This is a genomic window from Sphingomonas flavalba (assembly GCF_047553045.1).
GTDB lineage: Bacteria > Pseudomonadota > Alphaproteobacteria > Sphingomonadales > Sphingomonadaceae > Sphingomonas_L > Sphingomonas_L flavalba_A.
Window position 1 is genome coordinate 3,201,702 of sequence record NZ_CP180208.1, and the last position, 14,692, is coordinate 3,216,393.

Sequence of the window (14,692 nt, forward strand, 5' to 3'; positions counted from 1 at the left end):
TGCGCAGCCCGAACCGGGCGCGCGACGGGGAACACGCCTAAGGGCGTGTAAGTCGAAGCAGGAGAAGACCGCCGAGCGACTGCATGGCCGCGCGATAGCCCGGCTGCCGCGGCAAAGTCCATCCTTTTCTTGGGACGGGGCGGGGCGGCCGCTACGCTTTCTCGAACGCGACGGTAATCGCCAGCGGCACCTCGTCCGACACCGCCGGTACGCCGAAGCGGATGCCGAAATCGCTGCGCCTGATCGTCGTCGTTGCCTCGAACCCTACGGTCTGTGCCTTCGACATCGGGTTTGCGCCGGCGCCGACGAAGCGCGCGTCAAGCGTGACCGGCCGGGTCACGCCGCGCAGGGTCAACACCCCGGTGATTTTTGCGCGGGTGCCATCCACCATCACCCCGGTCGACCGGAAGGTCGCGGTCGGGAAGGTGGCGGCGTCGAAGAAGTCGGGCGACAGCAAATGCTTGTCGAGGGCGGTGCTGGTTGTCACCACCCGCTTGACCGGGATGGTGATCGACACCGCCGCGTCGGCCAGCCGTGCCGGGTCGATGGTCAGCGTGCCGGTCGCGCCGCCGATCAGGCCGTGAAAGGCGTTGAAGCCTAGGTGGTTGACCGACCATGCGACCTGGGTGTGGGCGCTGTCCGCCTGATAGGTGCCGGCGGCAACCCGGCTGGGGTCGGCGATGCCGGAAACCGGCATGGGTGCCTGTGCGGTCGCGGTGACGGTGGCCAGCAGCAGAGGCAGGGCGAAGGGGGCAAGGCGCATCGTCGGGTTACTCCACAGGGCAGGCCGGAATCGAAACGGGAACCGGCGCCGCCGGTTCCCGTGTCACCCCGTAACGGTGGCCGGCCGTTTGGGGAACGGCCGGCGCATCACTTCGCCGCGTCAGTTGCGGCTCTTGTCGACCAGCTTGTTGGCGCCGATCCACGGCATCATCGCGCGCAGCTCGGCGCCGGTCTTCTCGATCGGGTGAGCGGCGGCGGCCTTGCGCGCCGCCTTCAGTTCCGGCTGGCCGGCGCGGTTGTCGAGGACGAAATTCTTGACGAAGCGGCCACCCTGAATGTCGGCCAGTACCCGCTTCATCTCCTTCTTGGTTTCCTCGGTGATGATCCGCGGACCGGTGGTGATGTCGCCATATTCGGCGGTGTTGCTGATCGAATAGCGCATGTTGGCAATGCCGCCCTCATACATCAGGTCGACGATCAGCTTCACTTCGTGCAGGCACTCGAAATAGGCCATTTCCGGGGCATAGCCGGCTTCGGTCAGGGTCTCGAACCCGGCCTGGATCAGGTGGGTCAGGCCGCCGCACAGCACCGCCTGCTCGCCGAACAGATCGGTTTCGCATTCCTCGCGGAAATTGGTCTCGATGATGCCGGAGCGGCCGCCGCCGATCGCGGAAGCGTAGGACAGCGCCAGATCATGGGCGTTGCCGCTCGAATCCTGGGCGACGGCGATCAGGCAGGGCACGCCGCCGCCACGCACATATTCGGACCGGACGGTGTGGCCGGGGCCCTTCGGCGCGATCATGATCACGTCCAGATCGGCGCGCGGCTCGATCAGCGAGAAATGCACGTTCAGGCCGTGGGCGAAGGCAAGCACCGCGCCCTGCTTCAGGTTCGGCGCCAGGTCTTCGGCATAGATCGCGGCCTGGTGCTCGTCGGGTGCCAGGATCATGACGATATCGGCCCATTTCGCCGCCTCGGCGTTGGTCATCACCTTGAAGCCGGCACCTTCGGCCTTCTTCGCGGTGGCGGAACCGGCGCGCAGCGCGATCGCCACTTCGGCGACACCGGAATCGCGCAGGTTCTGCGCATGGGCATGGCCCTGGCTGCCATAACCGAGGATGGCGATTTTCTTGCCCTTGACCAGGCCGAGATCGGCGTCGCGATCGTAATAGACACGCATGATGAAACCCTTTTTCGATGGAGAGTTGGACAGGTTATTGGCCCGACAAGCGGGCGGATTCAGGCCGGGTCGCGCCCCCGGGTGATGGCGACGATGCCGGTGCGGGCGACTTCGACCAGCCCGACTTCGCGCATCAGCCCGACGAAGGTGTCGATCTTTTCGCTGCCGCCGGTCACCTCGAACACGAAGCTGCCGGTTGTCGCGTCGACGACGCGGGCGCGGTAGACGTCGGCCAGCCGCAGCGCCTCGATCCGGTGCTCACCGGCGCCGGCGACCTTGACCAGCGCCAGCTCGCGCTCGACGTGGGGGCCGTGGGCGGTCAGGTCCAGCACCTTGTGCACCGGCACCAGCCGGTCGAGCTGGGCGATGATCTGTTCCAGCACATGCGCCGACCCGCTGGTGACGATGGTGATGCGGCTGACGCTTTCGTCCTCGGTCACGTCGGCGACGGTCAGGCTTTCGATATTATAGCCGCGCGCGGTGAACATGCCGGCGATGCGGGCCAATATGCCCGCCTCGTTGTCGACGGTGACGGACAGGGTGTGGCGCTCGACCACCTCGGTGCGGATGTGCATCATGCCTGCTCCCGCTGGGCGGCGAGGGTGCCGATCATATCGAAATGCCATTCGGTGCCGCGCCAGCGGCGGATGTTGACGGCCAGGCCAAGAATCCGTTCCGCCAGCCCCGCCAGTTGATCGCCAACATAGCGCGGCGACACCAGCAGCCGGTCGAAACTCTCATCACCGATTGTCCAGCTTCGTTCGAAATTCACAATCCATTCGCCTTCGTCTTCCGGCGTCGTCGTCCAGCCGATCAGGTCGCTGGTACCGTTCGCCGCCTCGAAATGCAGCGGCTCTGCGATGTGAATGCGCAGAGCCCGCCGCTGCATCACACCAGTGCTTTCGCCTCGTCGCCCATCTCGCCGGACACTTCCGTCTGGTCGAGGAGCATCTCGGTATGGGCTGCCCCCGACGGGATCATCGGGAAGCAATTGGCCAGCTTGGCGACCCGGCAGTCGACCAGCACCGGCCCGTCGGTTTTCAGCATGCGCGCAATGCCGTCCTCAAGTTCCGCCGGGTTTTCGATGCGCAGGCCGGTCCAGCCATAGGCCTCGGCCAGTTTGACGAAATCGGGAAGCGCGTCGCTGTAGCTTTCCGAATAGCGGCCGCCATAGGTCAGGTCCTGCCACTGGCGGACCATGCCCATATATTCGTTGTTGAGGATGAACAGCTTGACCGGCAACCGGTACTGCGTCGCCGTGCCCAGCTCCTGAATATTCATCTGAATGGACGCCTCGCCGGCGATGTCGATGACCAGCGCGCCCGGGTTGCCGATTTGCGCGCCGATCGCGGCAGGCAGGCCGTAGCCCATCGTGCCAAGACCGCCGGAGGTCAGCCATTTGTTCGGCGCGTCGAAACCAAAATGCTGGGCCGCCCACATCTGATGCTGGCCAACCTCGGTGGTGATGATCGGGTTCAGCGCATGGGTCGCCTGCCACAGCGCGCGGATCGCCTGCTGCGGCATGATTTCCTGTTTGGAAGCACGGAAGGCCAGGCTCTTCTTCGCCCGCCAGCCGTCGATCCGCTTCCACCATGCGGCCAGGTCCGGCTTCGGGTGCTGGCGCGCCTTCCAGACGCGGACCATGTCCTCCAGCACCAGCCCGACGTCGCCGACCACCGCCAGGTCGACGCGGACGTTCTTGTTGATCGACGACCGGTCGATATCGACGTGGATCTTGCGGCTGCCGGGGCTGAACGCATCCAGCCGCCCGGTCACCCGATCGTCGAACCGCGCGCCCAGGCACAGCATCAGGTCGCAACCATGCATCGCCATGTTCGCTTCGTAGGTGCCGTGCATGCCCAGCATGCCCAGCCACTGCGGCGACGACGCCGGGAAGGCGCCGAGGCCCATCAGCGTCGAGGTGACCGGCGCGCCGCTGATCCGCGCCAGCTCGCGCAGCAGCTGGCTGGCGCCCGGCCCGGCGTTGATGATGCCGCCGCCAGTGTAGAGGATCGGCCGCTCCGCCGCCGCCAGCATGTCGACGATCGCCTCGATCTCCGCCGCGTCGGCTTTCACGCGGGGGCGGTAGGTCTTGTGCTCGATCACGCCGGGCTTGCGGTAGGGCGCGCTTGCCACCTGCACATCCTTCGGGATGTCGACGACGACCGGGCCGGGGCGCCCGGCGGTGGCGATATAGAACGCTTCGTGGATCACATCGCCCAGCTTCGCGGGGTCGCGAACCAGGTAATTATGCTTGGTCACGTGCCGGGTGATGCCGACGGTGTCGGCTTCCTGGAACGCATCGGTGCCGATCAGCGTCGTCGGCACCTGCCCGGTCAGCACGACGATCGGGATCGAATCCATCAGCGCGTCGGTAATGCCGGTGACGGCGTTGGTCGCGCCGGGGCCGGAGGTGACGAGGACGACGCCGGGCTTGCCGGTCGCGCGGGCATAACCCTCCGCGGCATGGGTCGCCGCCTGTTCGTGGCGGACGAGGATGTGGCGAATCCGCTTCTGGCGGAACAGCGCGTCATAAATCGGAAGCACCGCGCCGCCCGGATAGCCGAAGATCACTTCGACACCCAGATCGGTCAGGGCTTCAACCAATATGTCCGCACCGCTGCGCTCGCGTGTCATCACCATTTCCCAAGAATCGCTGGGTTCAGCTTCTCGCGTCGCCGGCCGGCAAACGCAAGCGCGCGCCCTATTGGTAATAATATGGCATGTCAACCGTTATGACGGTAATATTCTTTCAATTTCACCGATAAGGTCGGAATCCCCTTGCGTCACCCGCCGCCACTCGGCCGGCGGCTGGTGGTGGAACCAGGTATATTGGCGCTTGGCATAGCGCCGGGTCGCGGCCTGGGCGGCGGCGATCGCGCCTGCTCGGTCGCTCTCGCCGTCCAGCCAGCCGCCGATCTCGCGCACCCCGATCGCTCGCATCACCGGCAGCGCCGGGTCCAGCCCGCGCGCGCGCAGCCGTTCAACCTCCTCCACCGCGCCGCCCGCCATCATCGCCTCGAACCGCGCGTCGCAGCGGGCGAACAGCCAGGGGCGCGGCGGCAGCAGCACCGTCGCCGCCAGCCGGATCGCGTGGCCGATGCCGCCGACCCGTTCGCCCTGCCACTCGGCCAGCGTCCGCCCGGTCGATCGCACCACCTCCAGCGCGCGGGCGACGCGGCTGGTGTCGGCCGGGGCCAGCCGCGCCGCCGCCGCAGGGTCCTCGGCCGCCAGCGCGCGGTGCGCCTCGGCAACCGGCAGCGCCCGCACCGCGCGGCGCACCGCCGGGTCGATCTCCGGCACCGGCGCGATGCCATCGATCAGCGTGTGCAGGTACAGCCCGGTGCCGCCGACCAGGATCGGCACCCGCCCCGCATCCCATGCTTCGGTGATCGCCGCCCGCGCCTCCGCCGCCCAGCGCGCGGCCGAACAGGCCTCGGCCCCGTCGACATGGCCGAACAGCCGGTGCGGTGCCCGCGCCGTCTCGGCGGCGTCGGGCCGCGCCGACAGCACCGCCAGGTCGGCATAGACCTGTGCCGAATCGGCGTTGACGATCACCGCCGGCAACCGCTCGGCCAGCGCCAGCGCAAGTGCCGACTTGCCGCTGGCCGTCGGCCCCGCGATAAGCGCCACCGTCCGACGCTCTGGGGGAATATCCGTGTTCATCGCCACGCTGATAGCATCGCAGTCCCTCGCGCGCGGCGATATTTCGGCGGCGGCCGATCGCCTCGCCGCCGCCGGCGCGGCGCCGGTGGAGGCGGTGGAGACCGATCCGGGCGTCGCCGCTGACTTGCGTTTCGGCGGCGATTCGGTCGCCGCCCGCGCCGCGCTGGAAGGGACGTTCCCCGGTGTCGACGTCATCGTCCAGCCGGCGCAGGGGCGAGAGAAGCGGCTGCTGATCGCCGACATGGATTCGACGATGATCACCGTCGAATGCATCGACGAGCTCGCCGACTATATGGGCCTCCGCGCCGAAATCTCCGCCGTCACGGAACGGGCGATGCGCGGAGAGCTGGATTTCGAATCGGCGCTCGACGCCCGCGTCGCCCTGCTCGCCGGGCTGGACGAAGCGGTGCTCGCCCGCTGCCATGACGAACGGGTTCACATCATGCCCGGCGCCCGCGCGCTGGTCCGCACCATGCGGGCGCGCGGCGCCACCGCGCTGCTCGTCTCCGGCGGCTTCACCCATTTCGCCGACCGGGTGGCGGCGGCGATCGGCTTCGATCGCGCGCTGTCCAACCGGCTGGCGCTGGACGGCGGCGTGCTTGCCGGCACCGTCCACCGCCCTATCGTCGACGCGGAGACCAAGCGGCGGACCCTGCTCGCCGCGCTCGCCGAGTTCGGTATCGAGCGTACCGCCAGCCTCGCGGTCGGCGACGGCGCCAACGACATCCCGATGATCCGCGAAGCCGGCCTCGGTGTCGCCTATCATGCCAAGCCGGCAACCGCCGCCGCCGCCGCCGCGCGCATCGCCCATGGCGACCTGACCGTCCTGCTCCATGCCCAGGGCATCCGCCGGGCCGACTGGGAAGCCGACGCCGATTAATCCGGGCGGCGCGGCCCCAGCGCCTCGATGATCCCGCATTCGGCGATCGTGCCGGCGTGGCACTGGGCGAGCAGCCCGCTCAGTTCGCGGCGCAGCGCCTTCAGGTCGGCGATCTTGTGGTCGACCATCGCCAGCTGCTCGCGCGTCATGTCGTCAACCTCGCCGCACGGCCGCGCCCGGTCGTCGGACAGCGCCAGCAGGGTGCGAACCTGATCGAGGGTGAAGCCAAGCGCGCGGGCGCGGCGGATGAAGCTCAGCCGCGCGACATGGCGCTGGTCGTAGGCGCGGTAATTGCCGGCGGTGCGCGGCGGCGCGGCGAGCAGACCGATCGTCTCGTAATAGCGGATCGTCTCGTTGCTGGTGCCGGTCAGCGTGGCGAGGCGGCCGATGGTCAGCGCGGACATGGGGGCTTGACCCTGTAGTTGCTACAGGGTGCATATGGGGCGTTGCATCGAGTCTGTCGAGGTAACTGCCCATGTCCGCCCATTGCTGTTCCAGTGCTCCCGATCCGTCGAACAGCCCGCGCTGGCGCCGCGCGCTGTGGATCGCGCTTGCCGTCAACGGCGCGATGTTCGTCGCCGAAATGGCCGCCGGCCTCGCCGCCGGGTCGATGGCGCTGCGCGCCGACGCGCTCGATTTCCTGGGGGACAGCGCCAATTACGCGATCAGCCTGATGGTCGTCGGCATGGCGCTGACGTGGCGCGCGCGCGCGGCGATGCTGAAGGGGGCGACGCTGCTGCTGTTCGGCCTGTGGATCCTGCTCAGCACCGGCTGGGCGGCGCTCCACGGCTCGGCGCCGGAACCGGCGGTAATGGGCACGTTCGGCGTCGTCGCGCTGGTCGCCAACGTCGCGGTCGCGGCGCTGCTCTACCGCTATCGCACCGGCGACGCGAACATGCGCTCGGTGTGGATCTGCTCGCGCAACGACGCGGTCGGCAACGTCGCGGTGATGCTCGCCGCGCTCGGCGTGTTCGGCACCGGCACCGCCTGGCCCGACCTGATCGTCGCGGCGCTGATGGCGGGGCTGGCGCTGTGGGGCGGCGCCCAGATCGTCGCCCAGGCGGCCGGGGAGCTACGCGGCGGCAGCGCCCCGGCCCACGGTCATTCGGCGGTCGACCCGTCGCCGGCCAGCCAGCGATAGGCGAAGCCGCCGGCAATCCCACCGACGATCGGCGCCAGCCAGAACAGCCATAGCTGCTGCAACGCCAGCCCGCCGACGAGCAGCGCCGGGCCGGTGCTGCGCGCCGGGTTGACCGACGTGTTGGTCACCGGAATGGCGATCAGGTGGATCAGGGTCAGCGACAGGCCGATCGCGATCGGCGCGAAGCCGGCCGGTACCCGCTTGTCGGTCGCCCCGGCGATCACCACCAGGAAGCCGAAGGTCAGCACCACCTCGATCAGCAGGCCGGACATCAGCGTGTAGTGGCCCGGCGACTGCTCGCCATAGCCGTTGACCGCCAGCCCGGTGCCGGTCAGCACGAAGTCCGGCGCGCCGCTGGCGATGAACAGCAGCAGCCACGCCGCCAGAATCGCGCCCAGCACCTGCGCGATCACATAGGGCAGGATCTCGCGCGCCGGAAAGCGCCCGGCCGCCCACAGGCCGAAGGTCACCGCCGGGTTGATGTGGCAGCCGGAAATATGGCCGATCGCATAGGCCATGGTCAGCAGCGTCAGGCCAAAGGCCAGCGCCACCCCGGCGAACCCGATGCCGAAACCGGGAAAGCCGGCGGCAAGCACGGCGGCGCCGCACCCGCCAAAGACCAGCCAGAATGTGCCGAAAAGCTCTGCGAACAAACGATTGGGTGAAGGCATGACGTCACTCCCCTGTCGTGCATGGCGTCGGCGATACGAACCGGTTTCGCCCGCCCGGTCAATCCCCCGCGAAGGCGAAGGCGGACAGGCCGCGCTCGCGCTCGTCGACGGTCAGCGCCCGGCCGGCGGGCGGGGCGGAACGCTGCGGGCATCCGGCGCGGGCGCAATCGCGGCAGCCAAGGCCGATCGGCGTCGCCGTGCCCTGGCGCAGGTCGATGCCGCGGGCCAGCGTCAGCGGCACTGCCAGCCCGGCCTCCAGCCCCAGCGCCACCGCGAACACCGCGTCGACCCCGCCGCTGCGCTGGCCCTGCGGGTGGACGGCGCGCGCCATCGTGAACCAGCGGCTGTCGTCCTCCAGCGCGACGAGCTGGGCAATCGTCTCGCCCGGCCGGGCAAAGGCGGCGTGGACCTGCCACAGCGGGCAGCGCCCGCCGGCCTCGACCAGCGCCGCGCCCGACGCGCCGGCATAGCGTTTGGACGCCTGCCCCGCCCGGTCGATGCGCAGCATGAAGAAGGGCAGGCCGCGCGCGCCGACCCGCTGCAGCGTCGTTAGCCGGTGGGCGACCTGCTCGAACCCGGCGCCGAACCGGCGTTGCAGCAGCGCGATGTCGTAACCGCTCGCCTCGCAGGCGCGCAGGAAGCGGGCATAGGGCATCATCACCGCCGCCGCGAAATAGCTGGTCAGATGGCGGCGGTAGAGCCGTTCGGCGATCCGGTCGGCAAAGCCGGCGCCGCGCGCTAGCGCGTCGATCTCCGCCTTCGCCTCGATCTGGGCGAGCTGGCTGGCGGCGTGGAAGCTGCGCGACGCCGGGTCCAGCATCTCGGAAAGCTGCAACTGGCGGGCGTGCAGGTCCAGCCGGCGCAGCCGGTCCGGCATCACCTCCACCGGCAGGATGCGGATACCCAGCTGGTGGCGGACGCGCAGCCGCTCGGCGATCGCGCCGTACAGGTCGCCGGCGCCCATCCGCAGCTCGTCGGCCAGCCGCTCGGCGGTGGCATCCAAATCAGAAAAATGGTTGCGCCAGCGTTCGATCTCGCGCCGGACGGCGGCGATCGCGTCGTCCTCGGCGGCGGCCGGCGCCCCACCCCCGGCGCGCAGCGCGTCGAATGCGCGGGCGAACGCCGCCGCCCCGCCCGGCGCCGCCGCCAGCCATTCCTCCACCTCCTGGCGGTCGACCGCAAGGTCGGCGAACAGCGGGTCGGCCAGCCGGCGGCGGATCGCCTCGGCGCCGCCGCCCGGCGCATCGGCGGACAGCGCCAGCGGGTCGAAGTCATAGGTTTCGGCAAGCCGCAGCAGCAGCGCCGCCGACAGCGGCCGCTGGTTGCGCTCGACCAGGTTCAGGTAGCTCGGCGATATGCCGAGCGCCTCGGCCATCGCCGCCTGGGTCAGCCCGGCGCCGCGCCGCAGCCGCCGCACCGCATGGCCGCCGAAAATCTTGCGCTCCGCCATCCGCGCCTCCCGCTGGCCAGTGTAAATTAATTTACAAATCGACACAATAGTGCAGCGCAATAGCCACGCGATGACATCAATTTACACCGCCGCCGGCTGGCACATGGCCCAAAATCCGCGCATCTGCCGGGCATCCGCCCCGTGGGCTTGTAAAGGATATACCGTGATGGCCAGCTTCTCAGACCTGATAACCTCGCCGGAAGGCCGCTTCGACGGCATCCGCCGCACCTACACCCCGGCCGATGTCGAGAAGCTGCGCGGCTCGTTCCCGATCGAATATACCCTCGCCCGCCGCGGCGCGCTGAAGCTGTGGGAACTGCTGAAGTCGGAAGACTATATCAACGCCCTCGGCGCCCTGTCCGGCAACCAGGCGATGCAGATGGTCCGCGCTGGGCTGAAGGCGATCTACCTGTCGGGCTGGCAGGTCGCCGCCGACGCCAACACCGCCGGTGCGATGTACCCGGATCAGTCGCTCTACCCGGCCAATGCCGGGCCGGAACTGTGCCGCCGGATTAACCGCACCCTGCAGCGCGCCGACCAGATCGAGCATAGCGAGGGCGGGGCGGAGCGCGACTGGTTCGCGCCGATCGTCGCCGATGCGGAGGCCGGCTTCGGCGGCCCACTCAACTGCTTCGAGATCATGAAGGCCTATATCGAGGCGGGCGCCGCCGGCGTCCATTTCGAGGACCAGCTGGCGTCGGAAAAGAAGTGCGGCCACCTCGGCGGCAAGGTGCTGATCCCGACCCAGGCGCATATCCGTAACCTGAACGCCGCGCGCCTCGCCGCCGACGTCTGCGGCGTGCCGACCGTGCTCGTCGCCCGCACCGACGCGGAAAGCGCGAAGCTGATCACCTCCGACGTCGACGAGCGCGACCATGAATGGCTGACTGGCGAACGCACGCCGGAAGGCTTCTTCCGCCTGCGCGACGGCACCGGCGTCGATCATTGCATCAAGCGTGGTATCGCCTTCGCCGAGCACGCCGATCTCTTGTGGTGGGAAACAAGCCACCCGAACCTTGAGGATGCCAAGCGGTTCGCCGAGGCGGTGCAAAAGGCGCACCCGGGCAAGATGATGGCGTATAACTGCTCGCCCAGCTTCAACTGGGAAGCAAAGCTGGACAAGGCGACGATCGCCAGGTTCCAACGTGAACTGGGGGCGATGGGCTACAAGTTCCAGTTCGTCACGCTGGCCGGTTTCCACCAGCTCAACCACGGCATGTTTGAACTGGCGCGCGGCTACAGGGACCGGGGCATGGCGGCCTATTCGGAATTGCAGCAGGCGGAATTCGCCAGCGAGGCGGCCGGCTACACCGCCACCCGGCACCAGCGCGAAGTCGGCACCGGCTATTTCGATCTGGTCGCCACCGCCGTCTCGGGCGGCGAGGCGTCGACCACCGCCCTCGCCGAATCGACGGAGGCGGATCAGTTCAAGAAGAACGCCGCTTAACCGCCGACCCCCTGTATATCCCCGACCCGGCAAGCCGGGCCGGGGCTAGAACGCCGATCCGTCCTTGCGGCGTTGCCCGACGCCGGCAAACAAATGCATGTCGATGTCGGGATAGTGGCAGTCGGTTGCTGAGGGGCGGCCGACTGCCACGAACACGCAATCCGCCCCGCTTTCGTTGACGAGGACATGGCCGTTGCCGTCGCCCTTGGGGAAGGCGGCGATGTCGCCGGGGCGCAGCAGCGTGCGGCCGTGATCGTCGACCAGCACCGCCTCGCCAGCCAGCATCACCACCATCTCGTCCTCGCCCTCGTGCCAATGACGCTGCGACGACCACGCCCCCGGCTTCAGCGTCACATGGCTCGCCCCGAAATCGCTCAGCCCGGCGGCGGGCGCGAGCCGGCGATACCAGCGCCCCTGCACCTTGTCGGCATAGGGGAGCGGATAGCCGGTGGCGTTGGTCTCGGGAATCGAATCGAGGGCAATCTTTGGCATCGGCCGGTCCTTTGCGGCAGTGACAAACGATCTTGCCTTGTCCCGGCGGAAGACAGAAGAGGGCGCGATCGCCGCCGGCACCAGGACGACGCAGCATGCCCCACGACCCGATCGCCCTCGCCAGCCAGTTGATCGCCTGCGACAGCATCACCCCGGCGCGCGGCGCGGTGTTCGACGCGCTGGAGGAGATGCTGGTCCCGCTCGGTTTCGCGGTCGAACGCTTCGTCGCCGGCGAGGCGCCGGACGGGCCGGTCGAAAACCTGCTGGCGGTGCGCGGCGCCGGCGGCCGGCATTTCGCCTTCGCCGGCCATCTCGACGTCGTGCCGCCGGGCGATGGCTGGGCCAGCGATCCGTTCGCGCCGACGTTGCGCGGCGGGCTGCTGCACGGGCGCGGCGCGGTCGACATGAAGGGGGCGATCGCCGCCTTCGTCGCCGCCCTCGCCGGGCTGGAGCAGGTAGACGGCACGATCAGCCTGATCATCACCGGGGACGAGGAAGGGCCGGCGATCCACGGCACCCGTGCCCTGATCGCGCGGATGGCGGAACGCGGCCTGCACCCCGACCTGTGCCTGATCGGGGAACCGACGTCGGTCGCGCGGCTCGGCGACATGGTCAAGATCGGCCGGCGCGGCTCGGTCAACATGTGGATCAGCGTTCCGGGGGTGCAGGGCCATGTCGCCTATCCGCATCTGGCCGACAACCCGATCCCGAAGCTGGTCCGCATCCTCGCGGCGATCGAGGCGATCCACCTCGACGACGGCACCGACTGGTTCCAGCCGTCGAACATCGAAGTCACCGACCTGACCGTCGGCAACCCGGCGACCAACGTCATCCCCGCGGCCGCCCATGCCCGGCTCAGCATCCGTTTCAACGCGCTCCACCGGGGAGAGGATCTGGTCGCGCGCATCCGCGCCGTCCTCGCGGCGGAGGCGCCGGACGCAACGCTGAAGGCGCAGGTCTCCGGCGAAGCGTTCCTCAGCCAGCCCGGCCCGCTGTCCGATCTGGTCGGCAACGCGATCGAGGCCCGGCTCGGCATCCGCCCCGACCTGTCGACCACCGGCGGCACCTCGGACGCGCGCTTCCTGTCTGCCCTCTGCCCGGTGATCGAATTCGGCCTGCCCAACGCGACGATGCACAAGCTGGACGAAGCCGCCGCCGTCGAAGACCTGCAGATGCTGACCCTGATCTACCGCGACATCGTCGCGCAGGCGCTGCGCTAGAGTCTGGTTCCGCACCGGCCCGCTCCCCCACCCGGCCTCCCATTTCAGGATACTGTCGCTGGGAAGCCGGGTGGGGGAGCGGGCCGATACCGCACCAGATTAGCTGAACCGCGCCGCCCGGTAACGGCCGGGGTCGATCCCGGCGACTATCGGGTCCTGCGCCGTGCCCAGCAGCAGCGCCGCCGCCAGCTTGGCCCCGGCCGGCGCGGTCTGGATGCCGAAGCCGCCCTGCCCGGCGCACCAGAAGAAGCCGGGCACCGCCGGATCGAAACCATAGACCGGCAGCCGGTCCGGCGCGAAGCTGCGCAGCCCCGCCCATTTGCGCTCGATCCGCTCGACCCGCCAGTCGACGACCTGCTCCAGCCGGTCGATGGCGATCGCGACGTCGATCTCCTCCGGCGCCGCGTCGCATGGCAGCGACGGCGTCTCATCGTGCGGGCTGAGCCAGATCCGCCCGCCGGCTTCCGGCTTGAAATAGAAACGCTGGGCGATGTCCAGAATCAGCGGCATCGTCGCCGGCGCCGGCGGCGCCACTGCCAGCTGCACCATCGTCCGCCGGCACGGCTGGATGCCGATCGGCCGGGCGCCGGCCAGCGCGGCGACCGGGTCGGCCCACGCCCCGGCGGCGTCGACCAGTATCTCCGCCTCATGCTGCCGCTCGCCGGCGGTCAGTTGCCACGCGCCGCCACGCCGCTCGGCCGCGCGGAGCGGGCTGGCGCGGACCAGCTCGGCCCCGGCGGCGCGGGCGCGGCCCAGATATAGGGCATGGAGCGCGGCGACGTCGATGTCGGTGCAGGTCGGCCCGGACACCGCGCCGACCCAGCCGGGGCGCACACCGGGCAGCGCCGCCGCCAGCGCCGTGCGGTCGAGCCGGTCGAGCCGCACGCCGCACCCGGCGAACTCCGCCTCGAACGCATCGAGCAGCGCCTCCTGCCCGGCGCGGGCGATGTGGAGGGAGCCGCGCGGCGCGAGTACGCCCTCCGCGCGCAGCCACGGGCCGGAGGCGGAGGTCAGCGGCTGGATGTCCGGCCCGCCATAGGTCTCGTCCCAGAACGCCGCCGACCGGCCGGTGGCGTGATAGCCGGGCTGGTCCTCCGCCTCGATCAGCAGCACCGGCGCATGCGGGGCGATCTCCGCCGCCAGGCTGGCGCCGGCCATCCCCGCGCCGACGATGGCGACGGCATAGCGGTTCATCGCGCCGCGGCCGGCGCGCGCGCGGCCAGGAAGGCGTCGATGCGGCCGAGCGCGTCGTCGCGCACCGCGTCCACCTCACGCAATATCTCGTGCGCCGACTCGGCGCCGTACACGTGCAACGCCGCGTCGGGCAGGCGCCCGGCGGCGCGGCGGATCGCCGCCGGGTCGACCAGCCGGTCCTTGGCGGCGGCAAGGATCAGCAGCGGCGTCGCGACTCGCTCCAGCACGCCCGGCCGTTCCAGTGCCAGCGTCGAATCATAGGCGCAGGCCAGCCAGCGCCAGCTCGGCGGACCAAGCGCCAGCTCCGGCTTCTGCGCCTTCCACCACAGCTCGTCGGTGTAGCGGCCATGGTCGTGGGTCAGGAACGCCTCGCGCGATGCGTTGCGGCCGGCCGGGCGCTCGTTCACCTTCCACGCCAGCCGCGCAGGCGATCCGATCCGGGTCATCATATGGGCGACGATGTGCGCGATTCGCGCCGGCAGCGGCCCGCTTTGCAGCCCCAGCATCGGCGCGACCAGCACCCCCGCGTCCGGCGCGACCTGCCTCTCCGCCAGCGCGCGCAGCAGCAGGTGGCCGCCCATCGAATGGGCGATGACGACGTGCGGCGCCGGGGTGCGCGCCCGCCAGT

The 14,692-nt window shown here is 69.7% G+C and carries 16 protein-coding genes; 4 read left to right on the forward strand and 12 right to left on the reverse strand.

The annotated features are described in order from the left end of the window. Positions 1-151 precede the first annotated feature (151 nt). From ACMT1E_RS15340 to miaA, 6 genes are all read right to left on the reverse strand, one after another. A complete protein-coding gene (locus ACMT1E_RS15340; protein ID WP_414901359.1) occupies positions 152-763 on the reverse strand; it encodes a YceI family protein in 612 nt (203 codons plus the stop codon). A gap of 120 nt (positions 764-883) precedes the next feature. Further along, complete coding sequence (gene ilvC, locus ACMT1E_RS15345; protein WP_414901360.1) at positions 884-1,903, reverse strand: ketol-acid reductoisomerase; 1,020 nt, start codon at positions 1,901-1,903, stop codon at positions 884-886. Positions 1,904-1,962: 59 nt separating this feature from the next. Further along, positions 1,963-2,478 (reverse strand): acetolactate synthase small subunit, encoded by a 516-nt coding sequence (ilvN, locus tag ACMT1E_RS15350; RefSeq protein ID WP_414903478.1) that lies wholly within the window; start codon positions 2,476-2,478, stop codon positions 1,963-1,965. Then, positions 2,478-2,792: a hypothetical protein gene (locus tag ACMT1E_RS15355; RefSeq protein WP_414901361.1), complete on the reverse strand. Its 315-nt coding sequence runs from the start codon at positions 2,790-2,792 to the stop codon at positions 2,478-2,480. Before ACMT1E_RS15355 ends, ilvN begins: the two co-directional genes overlap by 1 nt. Beyond that, entirely contained in the window at positions 2,792-4,540 is a 1,749-nt protein-coding gene (locus tag ACMT1E_RS15360) for an acetolactate synthase 3 large subunit (RefSeq protein WP_414901363.1), read from the reverse strand. The genes ACMT1E_RS15355 and ACMT1E_RS15360 overlap by 1 nt, the downstream gene beginning before the upstream one ends. Positions 4,541-4,636: 96 nt before the next feature. Continuing rightward, a complete protein-coding gene (miaA, locus tag ACMT1E_RS15365) occupies positions 4,637-5,569 on the reverse strand; it encodes a tRNA (adenosine(37)-N6)-dimethylallyltransferase MiaA (RefSeq protein WP_414901365.1) in 933 nt (310 codons plus the stop codon). On the opposite strand from miaA, the gene serB reads away from it, so the two are divergent. Further along, positions 5,562-6,449: a phosphoserine phosphatase SerB gene (gene serB / locus ACMT1E_RS15370; protein ID WP_414901366.1), complete on the forward strand. Its 888-nt coding sequence runs from the start codon at positions 5,562-5,564 to the stop codon at positions 6,447-6,449. The genes miaA and serB overlap by 8 nt on opposite strands. On the opposite strand, the gene ACMT1E_RS15375 is transcribed toward serB, so the two are convergent. Next, entirely contained in the window at positions 6,446-6,853 is a 408-nt protein-coding gene (locus ACMT1E_RS15375; protein ID WP_414901367.1) for a MerR family transcriptional regulator, read from the reverse strand. The two genes, serB and ACMT1E_RS15375, sit on opposite strands and share 4 nt — an antisense overlap. Positions 6,854-6,924: 71 nt before the next feature. On the opposite strand from ACMT1E_RS15375, the gene ACMT1E_RS15380 reads away from it, so the two are divergent. Then, positions 6,925-7,590 carry a cation transporter gene (locus ACMT1E_RS15380; RefSeq protein WP_414901369.1) on the forward strand — a complete coding sequence of 222 codons (666 nt, stop codon included), beginning with the start codon at positions 6,925-6,927 and terminating at the stop codon, positions 7,588-7,590. Here the strand turns inward: ACMT1E_RS15380 and aqpZ are convergent. Together aqpZ and ACMT1E_RS15390 are read right to left on the reverse strand one after the other, a co-directional pair. After that, on the reverse strand, positions 7,551-8,261 hold the full coding sequence (aqpZ, locus tag ACMT1E_RS15385) for an aquaporin Z (RefSeq protein WP_414901370.1): 711 nt from the start codon (positions 8,259-8,261) through the stop codon (positions 7,551-7,553). The genes ACMT1E_RS15380 and aqpZ overlap by 40 nt on opposite strands. A 58-nt stretch (positions 8,262-8,319) precedes the next feature. Further along, a complete protein-coding gene (locus tag ACMT1E_RS15390) occupies positions 8,320-9,711 on the reverse strand; it encodes a helix-turn-helix domain-containing protein (RefSeq protein WP_414901371.1) in 1,392 nt (463 codons plus the stop codon). 166 nt (positions 9,712-9,877) lie between these two features. Between ACMT1E_RS15390 and aceA the strand changes: the two genes are divergently transcribed. Beyond that, the gene (aceA, locus tag ACMT1E_RS15395) at positions 9,878-11,158 is read left to right on the forward strand and encodes an isocitrate lyase (RefSeq protein ID WP_414901372.1); all 1,281 of its coding nucleotides are present in this window, start codon (positions 9,878-9,880) and stop codon (positions 11,156-11,158) included. Between the two features lie 45 nt (positions 11,159-11,203). On the opposite strand, the gene ACMT1E_RS15400 is transcribed toward aceA, so the two are convergent. Then, positions 11,204-11,650 carry a cupin domain-containing protein gene (locus tag ACMT1E_RS15400; protein ID WP_414901373.1) on the reverse strand — a complete coding sequence of 149 codons (447 nt, stop codon included), beginning with the start codon at positions 11,648-11,650 and terminating at the stop codon, positions 11,204-11,206. Positions 11,651-11,745: 95 nt separating this feature from the next. On the opposite strand from ACMT1E_RS15400, the gene dapE reads away from it, so the two are divergent. Then, a complete protein-coding gene (gene dapE, locus ACMT1E_RS15405) occupies positions 11,746-12,870 on the forward strand; it encodes a succinyl-diaminopimelate desuccinylase (protein WP_414901375.1) in 1,125 nt (374 codons plus the stop codon). Between the two features lie 99 nt (positions 12,871-12,969). On the opposite strand, the gene ACMT1E_RS15410 is transcribed toward dapE, so the two are convergent. Both ACMT1E_RS15410 and ACMT1E_RS15415 read right to left on the reverse strand, forming a co-directional pair. Continuing rightward, entirely contained in the window at positions 12,970-14,064 is a 1,095-nt protein-coding gene (locus tag ACMT1E_RS15410) for an NAD(P)/FAD-dependent oxidoreductase (RefSeq protein ID WP_414901377.1), read from the reverse strand. Next, on the reverse strand, positions 14,061-14,692 hold a 632-nt coding region (locus tag ACMT1E_RS15415), incomplete at its 5' end, for an alpha/beta fold hydrolase (protein WP_414901378.1). The genes ACMT1E_RS15410 and ACMT1E_RS15415, both read right to left, overlap by 4 nt.

What these genes read in the sequence shown, in the direction of transcription:
- dapE (WP_414901375.1), top strand. Translation starts at nt 11,746, where the DNA reads ATGCCCCACGACCCGATCGCCCTCGCCAGCCAGTTGATCGCCTGCGAC.
- ACMT1E_RS15390 (WP_414901371.1), bottom strand. Translation starts at nt 9,711, where the DNA reads ATGGCGGAGCGCAAGATTTTCGGCGGCCATGCGGTGCGGCGGCTGCGG.
- ACMT1E_RS15410 (WP_414901377.1), bottom strand. Translation starts at nt 14,064, where the DNA reads ATGAACCGCTATGCCGTCGCCATCGTCGGCGCGGGGATGGCCGGCGCC.
- ilvC (WP_414901360.1), bottom strand. Translation starts at nt 1,903, where the DNA reads ATGCGTGTCTATTACGATCGCGACGCCGATCTCGGCCTGGTCAAGGGC.
- aceA (WP_414901372.1), top strand. Translation starts at nt 9,878, where the DNA reads ATGGCCAGCTTCTCAGACCTGATAACCTCGCCGGAAGGCCGCTTCGAC.
- miaA (WP_414901365.1), bottom strand. Translation starts at nt 5,569, where the DNA reads ATGAACACGGATATTCCCCCAGAGCGTCGGACGGTGGCGCTTATCGCG.
- ACMT1E_RS15380 (WP_414901369.1), top strand. Translation starts at nt 6,925, where the DNA reads ATGTCCGCCCATTGCTGTTCCAGTGCTCCCGATCCGTCGAACAGCCCG.
- ACMT1E_RS15360 (WP_414901363.1), bottom strand. Translation starts at nt 4,540, where the DNA reads ATGACACGCGAGCGCAGCGGTGCGGACATATTGGTTGAAGCCCTGACC.
- ilvN (WP_414903478.1), bottom strand. Translation starts at nt 2,478, where the DNA reads ATGCACATCCGCACCGAGGTGGTCGAGCGCCACACCCTGTCCGTCACC.
- ACMT1E_RS15355 (WP_414901361.1), bottom strand. Translation starts at nt 2,792, where the DNA reads ATGCAGCGGCGGGCTCTGCGCATTCACATCGCAGAGCCGCTGCATTTC.
- ACMT1E_RS15340 (WP_414901359.1), bottom strand. Translation starts at nt 763, where the DNA reads ATGCGCCTTGCCCCCTTCGCCCTGCCTCTGCTGCTGGCCACCGTCACC.
- ACMT1E_RS15375 (WP_414901367.1), bottom strand. Translation starts at nt 6,853, where the DNA reads ATGTCCGCGCTGACCATCGGCCGCCTCGCCACGCTGACCGGCACCAGC.
- aqpZ (WP_414901370.1), bottom strand. Translation starts at nt 8,261, where the DNA reads ATGCCTTCACCCAATCGTTTGTTCGCAGAGCTTTTCGGCACATTCTGG.
- ACMT1E_RS15400 (WP_414901373.1), bottom strand. Translation starts at nt 11,650, where the DNA reads ATGCCAAAGATTGCCCTCGATTCGATTCCCGAGACCAACGCCACCGGC.